This window comes from Xanthomonas sp. F4 (genome assembly GCF_011761895.1).
This window is the reverse complement of the sequence record NZ_JAASQX010000002.1, coordinates 234,141-246,781: the sequence shown is the minus strand read 5'-3', so window position 1 is coordinate 246,781 and position 12,641 is coordinate 234,141. Positions and strand designations below refer to the sequence as shown.

Annotated in this window: 11 protein-coding genes; 2 read left to right on the top strand and 9 right to left on the bottom strand. The window is 62.1% G+C overall.

The features are described 5' to 3' along the window. Positions 1-146 precede the first annotated feature (146 nt). From FHR66_RS09020 to FHR66_RS09005, 4 genes are all read right to left on the bottom strand, one after another. Positions 147-1,994, bottom strand: a complete 1,848-nt coding sequence (locus FHR66_RS09020; protein ID WP_160968018.1) for a KAP family P-loop NTPase fold protein — start codon at positions 1,992-1,994, stop codon at positions 147-149. 177 nt (positions 1,995-2,171) lie between these two features. Next, positions 2,172-3,278 (bottom strand): helix-turn-helix domain-containing protein, encoded by a 1,107-nt coding sequence (locus FHR66_RS09015; RefSeq protein WP_343160675.1) that lies wholly within the window; start codon positions 3,276-3,278, stop codon positions 2,172-2,174. After that, the gene (locus FHR66_RS09010; RefSeq protein WP_009602080.1) at positions 3,262-3,909 is read right to left on the bottom strand and encodes a hypothetical protein; all 648 of its coding nucleotides are present in this window, start codon (positions 3,907-3,909) and stop codon (positions 3,262-3,264) included. Before FHR66_RS09010 ends, FHR66_RS09015 begins: the two co-directional genes overlap by 17 nt. A gap of 797 nt (positions 3,910-4,706) precedes the next feature. After that, the gene (locus FHR66_RS09005; protein ID WP_160968019.1) at positions 4,707-5,861 is read right to left on the bottom strand and encodes an epoxide hydrolase family protein; all 1,155 of its coding nucleotides are present in this window, start codon (positions 5,859-5,861) and stop codon (positions 4,707-4,709) included. A 312-nt stretch (positions 5,862-6,173) separates the two neighbouring features. Between FHR66_RS09005 and FHR66_RS09000 the strand changes: the two genes are divergently transcribed. Then, positions 6,174-6,815 carry a TetR/AcrR family transcriptional regulator gene (locus FHR66_RS09000; RefSeq protein ID WP_160968087.1) on the top strand — a complete coding sequence of 214 codons (642 nt, stop codon included), beginning with the start codon at positions 6,174-6,176 and terminating at the stop codon, positions 6,813-6,815. Between the two features lie 126 nt (positions 6,816-6,941). On the opposite strand, the gene FHR66_RS08995 is transcribed toward FHR66_RS09000, so the two are convergent. Beyond that, positions 6,942-8,159 carry an FAD-dependent monooxygenase gene (locus FHR66_RS08995; RefSeq protein ID WP_160968021.1) on the bottom strand — a complete coding sequence of 406 codons (1,218 nt, stop codon included), beginning with the start codon at positions 8,157-8,159 and terminating at the stop codon, positions 6,942-6,944. A gap of 137 nt (positions 8,160-8,296) precedes the next feature. Between FHR66_RS08995 and FHR66_RS08990 the strand changes: the two genes are divergently transcribed. Then, entirely contained in the window at positions 8,297-9,214 is a 918-nt protein-coding gene (locus tag FHR66_RS08990) for a LysR substrate-binding domain-containing protein (RefSeq protein ID WP_160968023.1), read from the top strand. A 120-nt stretch (positions 9,215-9,334) separates the two neighbouring features. On the opposite strand, the gene FHR66_RS08985 is transcribed toward FHR66_RS08990, so the two are convergent. The 4 genes from FHR66_RS08985 to FHR66_RS08970 are packed head-to-tail and all read right to left on the bottom strand — an operon-like array spanning position 9,335 to position 12,640. Next, the gene (locus tag FHR66_RS08985) at positions 9,335-10,141 is read right to left on the bottom strand and encodes a hypothetical protein (RefSeq protein WP_237475360.1); all 807 of its coding nucleotides are present in this window, start codon (positions 10,139-10,141) and stop codon (positions 9,335-9,337) included. Positions 10,142-10,153: 12 nt separating this feature from the next. Then, a complete protein-coding gene (locus tag FHR66_RS08980) occupies positions 10,154-10,804 on the bottom strand; it encodes a DUF3299 domain-containing protein (RefSeq protein WP_237475361.1) in 651 nt (216 codons plus the stop codon). Then, positions 10,791-11,384, bottom strand: coding sequence for a DUF3299 domain-containing protein (locus tag FHR66_RS08975; RefSeq protein ID WP_160968025.1), 594 nt, complete (start codon positions 11,382-11,384; stop codon positions 10,791-10,793). Before FHR66_RS08975 ends, FHR66_RS08980 begins: the two co-directional genes overlap by 14 nt. Before the next feature lie 2 nt (positions 11,385-11,386). After that, entirely contained in the window at positions 11,387-12,640 is a 1,254-nt protein-coding gene (locus tag FHR66_RS08970; protein WP_202394819.1) for an FtsX-like permease family protein, read from the bottom strand. Position 12,641 lies beyond the last annotated feature (1 nt).

Sequence of the window (12,641 nt, the reverse complement as noted above, 5' to 3'; positions counted from 1 at the left end):
AGTTTCACCAGGCTGTCCGTCCTGTCCGTCTTGTCCGTTCTGCCCAGGATCATCCTCAGGTGGACCACCTGACGCCGAGTCGTCCGCCCACGGTGGAATCATCGGCACGCCCGGCCCTGGCCCTTTACTGCTCTGAGAGGTTCCCATCAGCTCGTCCTTTGCTGGATTGCTTTCTTCGCTGGACCACCGACTCCTTGTCTGAGCCAGTGATCGAAAAGACTGTCCGCCCATGGTTGGCCATCGACCTTCGGCACGATGCTGGCTTGGATCTGCGCGATCGGCCGATCACGAAGGAAGGACGCCAACCGTAGCCCCTGGGCAGGATCGTGCTCCCCCACGATCAAGCAAGCCTCCAAGATCTCTGGAACGCCCCACTGCTGCTCCTGCCGGGCCCGATCCAAAAGGCGATCCATCATGATGGCAATCTCGGGACGGCTGATGGCCGCCAAGCGTGGTTTCAGTGCACCCGCCATGTCTGGGCTCGCCAGCAATCCAGTCAACACGTCCGCAGCGTCTGACGACAGCCTGTCTTCGGGCATGATCAGAGGCGCATGTTCCCGGCCAACGTATAGCGCGCCACGAAGATCTTCTTTCGCCAACGCAGGCGGCAACGTCAACCACTCTTGCACGAAAGACCCTTGCCAAGGTGCAGCCAATTCGACAGCACCACCACTGGCAGCTTTCTCCTCCCATTCCGCCAGTATTGTTGGGTGACCGCTGTCATGCGAGCTTACCGAAGCAATGAGTTGGGCGTAAGCCTTTGGATCGCCCAGGCGCTCAAACAGCAGCAGCTTAGCGAGAACGGCCTCATCGACGCCGACTCCTTGAGCCTTCGAAATCGTCATTCGTATCGAAAGCGCGTTGAGAAACCGCTTAATCAGGCGCGGGTTGCCCGAAATGTCCGACGCGGCAAGCATCAAAGGCGCCAACCGATCCGCTGTGTCCAGCTGACCGAGCAAACTAGGGGGAAGGTCAATTTCCAGCGATTGGATGAAAGCACGATCCACGCGCTTTCCGAGCCAGCTCTGGCGCAGACGCTCTCCGACCTTCTGATGAATAATCTCCTTGACAGATGCCTCAAGCTCGCTGTTGTCTACGAACAACATCATCATGTACGCCCGAACTTCCTGAGTCCCCAGTGCGGGCACACGGATGGGCACCTGAATAAGCTTGTCGAAGTAGTTGGTGATCAACGTATCGTCTTCAAGACCTTCGAAATGCTTGCGCACCGCGTGTTTGATCATTCCATCATCGGCAGCGATCACAAACGCCGTGTTCTTCAAGAACAGGAAGAGCCGGATAGCCTCGAGCGTCGAGATGGTGGTGGGCGGCAAGCATCGGTCCAAGTCGTCGATCAATACGACCAGTGTGATGCCGAGCTCTTCCAGGGCTTCCTCAAAGCTATCGCGAAGCGCCTGAATTTCCTTAGGAGGAGAGTCGTCGGGTTTGGCCCCCAGCAGGAAGCCAGCCTCGTCGGCTGCTGCCTTGGCTTGCTCCTTACCCTTCTCGAACTCCTTCTGACTCACACCATCGGCCATGCCTTTCGCCGTACGCAAGAGCCCGCCCAGCACGCCGGTTGGAGCCAGCCCCAAGGCCAACGCAATGGCGTCCCCAGTTACCAGCTTGGCGGCGCGAAACCACTTGATCCGTTTGATGAACTCCAGGACCTTGCTCTTGCCCTTGCCCCGCTTTTCAGCTTCTTCCTGCAGCTTCTCGGCGACAACGTCCATCAGTGCCGCACGCGCATCGTCATAGCCCTGATAAAGCCAGGCATTGAACTCCACGAAAACAAAGTCCCGATCACCGCTCTTCTTAGAACGGCCCGTCAAAGATGCTCGTGTCAGTTTGATCAGCGACGACTTGCCCCTGCCCCATTGCCCGGACACGCCGATTGAAATCGGCTTACCCTGAGCCTGCGCGATGATTTCGGCGATGGTGTCCGCCACACCAGAGAAGTTCAGGAAATCACGTTCGGTCTCGTTATCGGCCCACATCAAGCCCCCCCCCGGACTCCAAATTGTCTTAAAAGCTTAGTTTGGATCGACCAAGCTTTTGTAGACAGCTAGAAGCCATACTTCATAGCAATGACCGCGGTGTCTATGAGCAGCAACAGGCAGTACACGGATACGGTTCTGTCTAGGCCTTTGCTCATTGCGATGCTTCTGGTGGGGTTACTTCACTAGCTGTAACACGGGCTTCGTCCGCGTTGGTTCGGTAATCTCCGGGCTAACGGGCAAAATCTGAGCGAGTAGCGCGGGGTTCACGTGCAACTGCTTGGCCACCGCCTCCCGACCGAGCTTGTGATGGATGCGAAGGACTTCCAACGCTTTGGTTACGATCTCCGCTTCTTCCTTCTGGCTGAACGCGTCTTCGGCCTCCTGAATAGCCTCGCCGCGGTTCTTCAGGGTAATCACAGCACCTCGGTACTGATCGTCATCGAGCAGTTCCAAGGACTTGGCCCGATACAAGATCGCCGCCTTGCTGACTTGGAACTCCAGCTTCAGCGCACGAATACCGGCCCAGTCGATGCGGGTTCCGCGTTTGGGAAAAACCTTCAGGAATGTCGATCGGGGAAGGAGGAATGCCGAAGCGAATCGATTGGCTTCCGATTCGGTCTTGCGATCCCCGGTTACCTGCCCTTCGTGCAAGACCAAATGCCCCAGCTCGTGGGCTATGTCAAAACGCATCCGAAACGGGCTGGCTTTGGCGTCGTTGCGGACGATGACCGGGCGCCGCGACGTGATCGAGAGAGCATCAACCTCGGTCGAGGCGTCATTGAAGAACGCCACAACGGCGCCCGCACTCTCCACCACGCGCACCATATGGGCGATTGGGCCTACGCCCAGTGACCAATGGCGACGCACTCTTTCCGCCGCAAGCTCTATCTCTTCCGCCGTGTGAGCGCCGGACTCATCCGGGAAATTGACATCCGGCAACCTCACCTTCGTGTCGAAGAACTCCACGAGTTGGTCGAATATGGTGCCCATCGCTAGCACCCGTTGCCGCGTGCTGGTCTTGGTGGTGGCCAATTTCCTGAAGTGCGCCTGGTCTTCAGACAATAAAGTACCGGCAGTCTTGTAGAAGAATGCCGGCATGACCTGGAGCGAATCCGCTAACGAAAGAACTATCGGGTCATCTGATCGAGGTTTTGCTTTTCCGGTTTCCAGTTGGGAGACGTACTGACGGGTTTTGTCGATATCGACCGCTACGTCGTTGAGTGTCTTGCCCCAAAAGTGACGCGCGAGTCGAAGCTGTCCGCCATTAAAGGTCTCGGTCACCAACTGCGTCGGCGTTTGCGTTGGCTTCATAGGAATCACCGGATGTTGCTACTTCGTCGTAAATAGGAGTCAGGTCGAGCGGCGCGAGTTCAGCCGCTGCCGGGATGTGATCGTCCACCGCATGGAGCGAACGCACCGACTCGCTGTACTGCCACTGCGCGACCACTTCAGTCATTCGGTTGTAACCGACAAAGAAGACCTGATGCTCGTCGTCCTCGGTCAGTGCGCGCTCGACAATGAATCGCCACAGATCGACCGACTTGTCTCCGGACTGGGGCAAGAGCTCAAGCTGGATTGCCTCACTCTCGGTGGGGTTCAGCACTCGAAGCTTGCGAGGATTAAGGTGGTCATCCAGAAAAAACCGAACAGGATGGGGGCCGATGCCGATCAGGAGGTCATTGCCGCCGTGCTTCAAACTCAACCAGGGATATCGCCGCGTCGCGATCAACTGCTTCAGCGCATTCCGGATACGACCCCAGGGGAGCGTGCCGCGGGTGTACGCGCAATCGTGTTCGGTGTTCGTATCGAGCAGCGCCTTGTCCAGAACATCCAACATCACCTGCGCGACAATGCTCAGGCGACTAGGCGCCAACTCGTGGGAGATATCTGAGGGACTTGCCAGTTTGTCCACTTGCCGGTTCCCAATCGTGGATTTGTAAAGCTGATGATTGTTCCAAACTTGGATTTTGTCAACTCCTAGATCGACGGGCGCCCGCGGCAACCGGGAGAACTGAGGTCAGGTGGTAGTCGAAGTGCGCAACAGACCGGCGGGAAACTTCGCCTAGATTGAGGTGAAGTCGTTGCGCCCAAGCCGGCAAGCGATGGCAACAGACGCGTGGGCAGCGACCAGGCAACACGCTCTAAGGCCAAATGCTATCGCCGACACCATGTGTCCATGGCTCTTGGCGCGCAACACCTGCTAACTAGTACCAAGATTGCGAAATTACATGTTCGCCTGGCACGGGCGCGCCTGTATTGGATGCGGCTAGAAACGCGTCAGCAGCTTCTCCGGTTCGTGTCCTTTGCTTGGACCGTACCCTACCTGTTCGCTCTCAATTGATGAGCCTCTTTGGTCTCCTAGCACGCCCGATCTACCTTCGCATGTGCCCGATCTTCCCTGGCGCGCCCACGTTGGGTAAAAGTGTCGCGCTCAAGCGGCGTCGCTTCCTGCATGTGCTGAAGCTCAATGAGCAGCGCTTTTTGGGCGCTTTCTGCTTCGGGATGCGTAAGCGCTGCTCGTCACGCTGCGCGCAATGAGAAGCCTGAGAAGTGGCGCTCGGAGCAGTTTACGCTCGCAGCACAACCGCAACCGCGCTTAGCGACAGGATTCCGGTAACGTCTCCAACAATCCGGTCACCGTCGGCATCTATGGTGACGCGATCGCCATGGCGATCTCCAACGCTCTGGATCCATCCAATCCGCCAACCATCATCGAAGCGACCGAAAGGTCTCTCGCACGTGATCAGCAAAAGCGGACGGATTTTCCATTGCAGCGAAATGCCCGCCCCGCTCCGCTTCTCCAAAGAAACGTAAATCCTCAAAGCGTCGCTTTGCCCATTGCCGGGAAATACGCACCTGTTCTCCTGGAAGCATGCTGATGCCCGTTGGCGTCCGCATCGCGTGCGAAGGCATCGCTGTCCCTATTTCATGCGCGGCTTCCCAATAAAACCGCGCGGAGCTTGGGCCTGCATTGGGGAGCCAGTACAACATGATGTCGTCGATGAGATGGTCCAATGTGACCACTTTTTCGGGTTCGCCGTTGCTTTGGGAGACGTCCTGAAAGAGCGCATAGATCCAGGCAGCCAAGCCGGTCGGAGAATCAGCCAAGCCGAAACTCACAGATTGCGGCCGCGTGCTTTGAAGCCGCATGTAGCCGGAAAATTCTGTGTAGTAGCGCTTGGCGTCATCGAGCATCCTCTTCTCAGCAGGCGTGGCGTTGGCGATCTCCTCTGCGCTCGGGTCGAACATCACCATGTTCAGATGGATGCCGACCAAGCCTGGCGGCTGCATAAATCCAAGTGCTGTCGTGATCGCACTGCCCCAGTCGCCACCCTGGGCACCCCACCGCTTGCCGTAGCCCAGCCGCTGCATCAACTGGACCCATGCCATCGCCGTTCGCCCTACTCCCCATCCGCTGGTGACGGGTTTCCCGGAGAAACCAAAGCCAGGCAACGACGGAATCACCAAATGAAAGGCGTCCGACGCTTTACCGCCATTGGCTACCGGGTCACTCAGTGCGCCGATGACCTCACGAAACTCAAGAATGGATCCCGGCCATCCATGCGTCAACAGCAATGGAAGCGCATCCGGTTCCGGGGAGCGCACATGAAGGAAATGGATATCCAATCCGTCAATGGTAGTGCGACTGCTGTTCCAGCCATTCAGAAGCTTCTCCGTTACGCGCCAGTCGTAGCCAGTCTGCCAGCGGTCGACCAGACGTCGAATGCGCTCGACTTGTGGGCCCTGGCTCTGGTCGCTCACCGTTTCCGCGCTGGGCCAGCGGGTTTGCCCGAGACGTTGCTGGAGGTCATCGAGTTCTGACTGTGAGACGTGGATCTGAAACGGTGCAATGGCGTCCGTCATTTTAGGCTCCCGATGCATACGTTCTGGTTAGGGTCCGACGATCGGTCTGCCAAGTTCGCGCGCAGTAGCGATCGTTATCCAGCTGGGTCAAGGCGCCGGCGACGACAACCCGCGAATTCAGACCGGCGTTCGACACATCGTTCTCGCTTGACTCTTTTTGCGCCGAAACCCGCGGATGGCCAGTGCAATAGAAGAGACAAGCGCCCTGTCACATCGGCTGCGATGCAACGTGCAGCCCAGGGCTCGTGCAGAGAACAACTGAACGATATCGTTCAGTTGTTGAAAGCGCAAGCGCCGTGTAACTTTTCGTCGATGAAAACTGCGAAGCAGAAATCCAAAGGCGGGAGGCCGCCGCTAGATAAGGCGGGCGATGTCGAGCGGCGCCTACTCGACGCGGCATTGCAACTTTTTCTGGAACGCGGCTTCGAGCACACCTCGTGTGAAGACATTGCGCGATTGGCGGGCGCAGGAAAGGCAAGTCTTTATGCCCGCTATGCCAACAAAGACGCCATCTTCGAGGCGGTGATTCGCCGTGATGTCGAGACGCAGCCCGCGCCCGCCCCTGCCAGCGTCCCGATGGATCTGGAGGGGCGGCTAAGGCTCGCAGGTCAAGGAATACTCGCGCACGCCTTGCAACCCGAGACAGTGGCCATGATGCGTTTGGTCGTCGGCACGTCCATCCGAGCGCCGGCGCTTGCCACTGAGGTCAACCGGATCGGTTGGGAGGGCGGGCTGCAGCGCGTCCGCGTGGCGATTCTCGATGGCCCGGATCAACCTGCCGACCCGTCCACGTTGGCACGCAACTTCGTCGACCTGGTCTTCGCCCCGCATCAACTTCGAGCGCTGCTGGGAGAAGACCCCGGCAACTTGGTCGACACTGCATCAGACCGCGTCGAGTGGGCACTTGGGCTTCTCAGAGCTGCGGGTCAGCTAAAGACTGAGCGCCCTCGTTGACATGCCTTCCGGCTTAGCCCGCACTTTTTTCTCCCACGAAGAGTGGACGAACGAGAGGCGATAAACTGCTGATCTTTGGCTCGGGCGGCCAGAAATACCATGCTACGCCCGGATCAAAATCGTCTGTCATAGACGATACAGACTGCCAGCACCGTTGGCCGGCGCCCGGTCAAGGCAGTCGGCCATCGGCAACCCCTGCGACCATGTTGCCGCCATGGCCTGGGCATCGCGCACTGGATCGGACGCCTTGGCGCGCTCATTGCGAAGACGGCAGGTTTCGGGGTCTTGGGCGAAAAGGCCGCGTGCGAACATTCGGCCCTGCTCTGCCAGCTTTAAGGTCTTTGGTCCGCGGACTGCGGCGAAGCGTGGCAGTGCTTCATCAAGGCCACCGTCGGCGCCAGCGAGGCACCGCGCCAGATGCCAGGCGTCTTCCAATGCCTGACAGGCGCCCTGGCCCGAGGTCGGCAGCGGCGCGTGCGCCGCATCTCCTACGAGCAGCACATTTGCTCGGCTCCATGTGTGCAGCGGCTCCACGTCATGGACGGCAATCAGCTGGATGGTGTGCGCCGGCGTGGCCTCGATGAGGCGCGCGACAGGTTCGGGCCATCCTGCAAACAGATCCATCACCTCCTTGCGCAGATCCGCTGCTGGCGTCGCCTCGGGCAATGGCCGCGCCTGCGCGGCGGCCCAGTACACCAGATCTGTCCGGATCGGGACGCAACCGAAACGATCGCCAGACCCCCAGTAGTCCTGAATTGCGAGGTCGCTCACCAACGCGCCACTTCCCTGTGCAACGCCGATCCAGTTCACAAAGCCCTGGTAAATGGGCGTGTTGTCCCCTGCGACGAACCTGCGCGCCACCGAGTTCATGCGCCCATCCGCGCCGATAAGCAGGTCCGGGCGGATACGCTTCCCGTTCTCGAACCGCGCCACGGCCTTATCGCCGGCATCCAGATCAATGGCTACCGCGCGATGCCCGAACTCCACCTGGATACCAGCGCGTGCCACGTGGTCCAGCAGCACCGCCTGCAAGTCCCGACGCAGGATCGTATGGGTCGGGTAGCCCATGAGTCGGTCCAGCAGCGTGATGTCCAGGCCTCCCAGCGAGTTACCCGCTGCGTCCTTGCGCTGCACTGACAATGGCCGGCCGCCCGCTGCCGCGACATCCTCCAATAACCCCAACTCTTGCAGCACAAAGCCAGCGTTGGGCCAAAGCGTCACGCCAGCACCCATGGTGGCCGGCCCGTTCCGACGTTCATAGACGTGGACCATGTGCCCCTGCTTGTGCAACGCGAGGGCCACGCTCAAGCCTGCGATGCCGCCACCCAGTATTCCGATCTCCATGCCGATGCATCCCGATTCGATTGGTCCAGGCGTGCCGTTGCAGGGCAGCCGTTGGACGGGAGTGCATCTTGGTCTCCACCAGTTACGCAAACTAGCATGCAAAAATGGCGGGCTTTCATACCTCAGGTGGGATAACGGTGCGCAGCAAGCTCGACCTGAATGCAGTTCGTGTCTACGTGGCCGTCGTCGACGAGCAGAGCTTTTCCGGCGCGAGTCGCCTGCTGGCCCTGCCGTCGTCGAACGTCAGCCGTCACGTCGCGGCACTGGAGCGCAGGCTCGGCGTTCGCTTGCTTGAACGCAGCACGCGCCACCTGCGCATGACGGAGGCCGGGAGGCTGGTTTACGAGCGCGCCAAACCGGTCCTCGACGCCTTGCTGTCCACGGAGGAGGAGCTCGGCGCAGTACAGGGCGATTTGAAGGGGCCTCTCAGGATGTGCATGCCCAACGAAGCGCCCAGGCTGCTCGCGCCTATCCTTGCCGAATTCTGCAGTCTTCATCCTGGCATTGAGTTGGAATGCGACACGCGCCTGACCGGCCTGGAAGTGTTGCGCGAGGACATGGACCTCTCCATCGTCTTCCATCGCGGACGTCAGGATGACAGTGCGTTCATTACCCGCGAACTGGCGACACTGCCCAGCATCGTGGTCGCGTCCCCCGCGCTGTTGGCCCGAACCGGAACGCCGCGCTACGTGCGCGAACTCAAGTCCTTGCCTTGCATCACCACCGTGAGCGCACTGAAGGGCCAGCCCTGGCAGTTTCTCGATCCTGCGGGCGAGATCGTGAAGGTGCCTGTGCGCAGCCGCTACCGCGTCAATAGCGGAGAGCTTGCTGTGGCCGGCGCGCGCCAGGGACTTGGCTTCGCGATCGTTGCAGCCCACCCGTGCCAGGACGATCTTGCCGCGGGCCGGTTGCAGGAAGTGCAGTTGGATCTAAGCCCCGCACCGCTGCAATTGCTTGGCGCCTACAGTCACCGTCATTCGGTCACTGCTCGGGTTCGGGCGTTACTGGAGTTCATCCAGGTGCGGTTGCAGGGGTTCGGGGGCACGTCAACGTAAGGCCCGACGCGATAACGTGGCGTGGGAGCCTTTCTAATCAGCTGCTTCGCGAACTTCTGTCTTGGCCAACTCCGGCCTTTCGGAGCCGTTAGCTTCCGCCGTGCGAAAGCACGCGCGCGCTCAGCGACAGGATTCCGGCAACTTCTCCAGCAAGCCAGCCACCACCGGCGTCAGCCGGTTGGCGACCTCGGGCGGAATCGCGTCACCAGCCCCTTGCCCGGCTTCGCTACGGGCCTGCTCGCAGGCCTTGACGATCCGCGGGCGCACGCCGGACCACAGCGCCCTGCACTGCCAGCCGTCCCGGCCCAGCGGCAGCACCGCGTAGGCGATTGACTGGCATTCCTGCGCCGCGCGGGCGCCCAGCGGCTGGCCGGCGTATTCGTGCGGCACGGTGTCCAGCGTCGGTTGGTAGTAACTGTCGGGGAACGCTGCCGCGTAGCGTTCTGGGTCCAGTTGCAGCGGCAGGCCGGTCGCGGCCAGGTCGAGTGCGCGGCCGCAGGGTGCGGCAGCGGCGATGCGCTGGATCGCCTGGTAGATCGGATGGTCCAGGTCCGGTTCGCGTGCGGTCACCTCGGACGTCGCGGCCAATACCGGCAGGCGGGCGCGGTTGGCCATCTTCGCCAGTTCGCCGGCATGGGCGGGTGCGCAGCGTTCGCGGACGCTGGCCACGATCAGGAAAGTGGCGTCGCGCGCGAATGCGGCGTCGCTTTGCAGCAGTGTGGTGATGCGCTTGTCGGCTGCATCGTCGGACAATGGCGCGACATGGAATGCGGGCACAGTTGGCGGATGGGTCGCCGTGGTCGCAGCAGCATTCGGTGTTGATACCACGTGCCCGTGCTTGCGTAACGTCAGCAGCACGCCGCCGGTAATAACCAACGCACAGGCGGCGATCGCGATCGCCAAAAGCATGGGCGACTTCAGGCGCACAGATCCGCGCATTCAGCCCTGCACCGGAGTGATCGTGGCGTCCTCCGCCTCGTAGGTGGCATTGGCGATATCCGCCTTGAAGTCGGCCAGATGCAGCCGCCCCTGCAGGTGGAACGGGTCCCACAGCTCGGGCACGTCGATCGGGGTGCGTAGCACCACGTGCAGGATCTGGTTCGGTGGCGGCGGTGGTACGTGGATGCAGGCGCCATAGAACGGAACGAACAGCAGTTCGCTGACCTTGCCCTCGTCGTCGCTTTCCAGCGGCACCACGTAGCCGTCCAGGGCGAAGCGTTTGCCTTCCAGCCCCTTCACCACTTGCGACGATCCGAACTGCGCGGCGCGTTGGGTGCCGGAATGGTCGATCGGCATGCCGTTGACCACCGACGGGCCATCGTCGACCGGCGCCGCCTGATCCATCACCGTGGCGTCGCCTCGCCAGGACGCGCTGATCCGCGGCGGTGGACGCTGGTAGATGTCGTTGGCCGGCGCCAGTTGTTCCCAGCGTTCCACTGTGTCCGGGACGCTGTCGGCGGCTGCGGTCGCGTGCGTCGCTACCGGTGATGGTGTCGGCGTGGCGTCCGGCTGCTTCCCGCCGTCACCGTGGCAGGCCGCCAGCAGGCACAGCACCGCGACCAGCGCGAAATGGCGATCAGCCTTTTTCATAAGGATGCAGGTGCGCCTGCTCCATCGTGTAGGCGGTGCCGGCGAGTTCGCCGTGGAGGGTTTCGGCGCGCAGTTGGCCGGTCAGGTAGAACGGGCTGTACATGTCGGGTGGGTCGATCGGGGTGTCCAGGCGCACATGCACGATCTGGTTCGGCGGCGGGGGCGGCACGTGGATGCAAGCGCCGTAGTACGGCACGAACAGGAACTCGCGCACGCGGCCGGCGTCGTCGCTGTCCAGCGGCACCACATAGCCCGGCAGGCGCACTTTGCGCGCCAGCACGGCGGCCACGGTGTTGTAGGTGCCGGTCTGCGGCATCGCACGCTTGCCGGTGTGGTTGACCGGCGCCTCATCGCTGTTTTCCAGCGCCTTCAGCTCGGCCGGTGGCAGCATCGCGCTCCAGTCCAGCTCGCGATAGCCGTCGGCGTCGGGCTCGCCCAGCGGCGGGTTGATCGCCGCGTCGTTGGCCGGCGCTGGCTGGGCCGCCGCTGTTTCCTGCGCCTTCACCGGGGCCGCGGATTGCTGCCGGCCGCAACCGCACAACACGGCGAGCGCCAGCAAGGGAAGGATCCAGCGCGTCATGCTCACAGCTCCGGCGACAGGCCATCTGCCAGGGTGCGGCGATAGGCCAGCAGGGCTGGCACGATGCCGGCGAGCACGCCGGCCAGCAGCACGCAACCGAGCCAGCCCCATTCCGTCGCGCTGGGCCCGATGCGGTTGATCGCCAGGCCGAAATGCTCCAGCACCCAACCGCGCGCCAGCCAGCTGGCCGCCGTCACCACCAGCAGCGCCAGCGCGCAGGACACGACTGTGACCAGGCCGGCCTCGAACAACAGCAGCCAGGCGATGTCGCGCGGCCGTGCGCCGACCGCGCGCAGGATCGCCATCTCGCGTCGGCGCTCCTGCAGCGTGGCCACCAGCAGCGCGACCATCGACACCAGGCCGAGCAGCACCACCAGCGAGGCGATCATGCGCAAGGCGCCTTCGGCGGTGCCCAGCGTGCCCCAGAGCTGCTGCAGGGTGACGCCCGGCATGATCGCCAGCATCGCTTCTTCCGGGTACTCGTTGATCCGCCGCTGCACCGAGAAGGTGGCGATGCGGGTCTTCAGGCCGAGCATGAAGGCGGTGATGGTGTCCGGGGTCAGGTCCATCGCCCGCGCCTGCGCCGCGCTGACGTGCTGGCCCGGCAGGCGCACGCCGGAATGCCAGTCGATATGGATCGCTTCGATCGCCTGCAGCGAGACCAGCACGCTGGAATCCACCGGCGTGCCGGTGCGGCGCAGGATGCCGACGATCCGGAACGGCTTGTCGGCATGGGTGGCCAGACTGATGCGTCCGGTACCGTGCGTCAGGACGATCTCGTCTCCCAGGTGGCGGCCGAGCGCGGCGGCGACGTCGGCGCCGATCACCGCATCGTAGAGGTCGTCGAATGCCCTGCCCTGCGCGAACGCCAGGGGATGCTTGGCGCCGTAGTGATAGTGCTCGAAGAATCCGGTGCTGGTGCCGACCACGCGGTAGCCGCGGTAGGAATCGCCCAGCGACAGCGGTACCGCCCATTTCACCTCGGGCATCGCGCTCAGGTCCTGGTAGCTCTTCCAGGAGACGTTATTGGTGGCGTCGCCGATATGGAACACCGAGTACAGCAACAGGTTCACCGGGCCCGAGCGCGCGCCGACGATCAGGTCGGTGCCCGACACCGTGCTGGCAAAACCCTCGTGCGCCTGCGTGCGGATCCGCTCCACGCCCAGCAGCAGCGTCACGCTCAGGGTGATCACCAGCACGGTCAACGCCACGCCCAGGCGCCGGCTGCGCAGGCTGGCCAGGGCCAGCTTCAACAGG

Excerpts from the sequence above, each read along its gene's own strand:
- FHR66_RS09020 (WP_160968018.1), bottom strand. The coding sequence starts at position 1,994 with ATGTGGGCCGATAACGAGACCGAACGTGATTTCCTGAACTTCTCTGGT.
- FHR66_RS09005 (WP_160968019.1), bottom strand. The coding sequence starts at position 5,861 with ATGACGGACGCCATTGCACCGTTTCAGATCCACGTCTCACAGTCAGAA.
- FHR66_RS09000 (WP_160968087.1), top strand. The coding sequence starts at position 6,174 with ATGAAAACTGCGAAGCAGAAATCCAAAGGCGGGAGGCCGCCGCTAGAT.
- FHR66_RS08995 (WP_160968021.1), bottom strand. The coding sequence starts at position 8,159 with ATGGAGATCGGAATACTGGGTGGCGGCATCGCAGGCTTGAGCGTGGCC.
- FHR66_RS08980 (WP_237475361.1), bottom strand. The coding sequence starts at position 10,804 with ATGAAAAAGGCTGATCGCCATTTCGCGCTGGTCGCGGTGCTGTGCCTG.
- FHR66_RS08975 (WP_160968025.1), bottom strand. The coding sequence starts at position 11,384 with ATGACGCGCTGGATCCTTCCCTTGCTGGCGCTCGCCGTGTTGTGCGGT.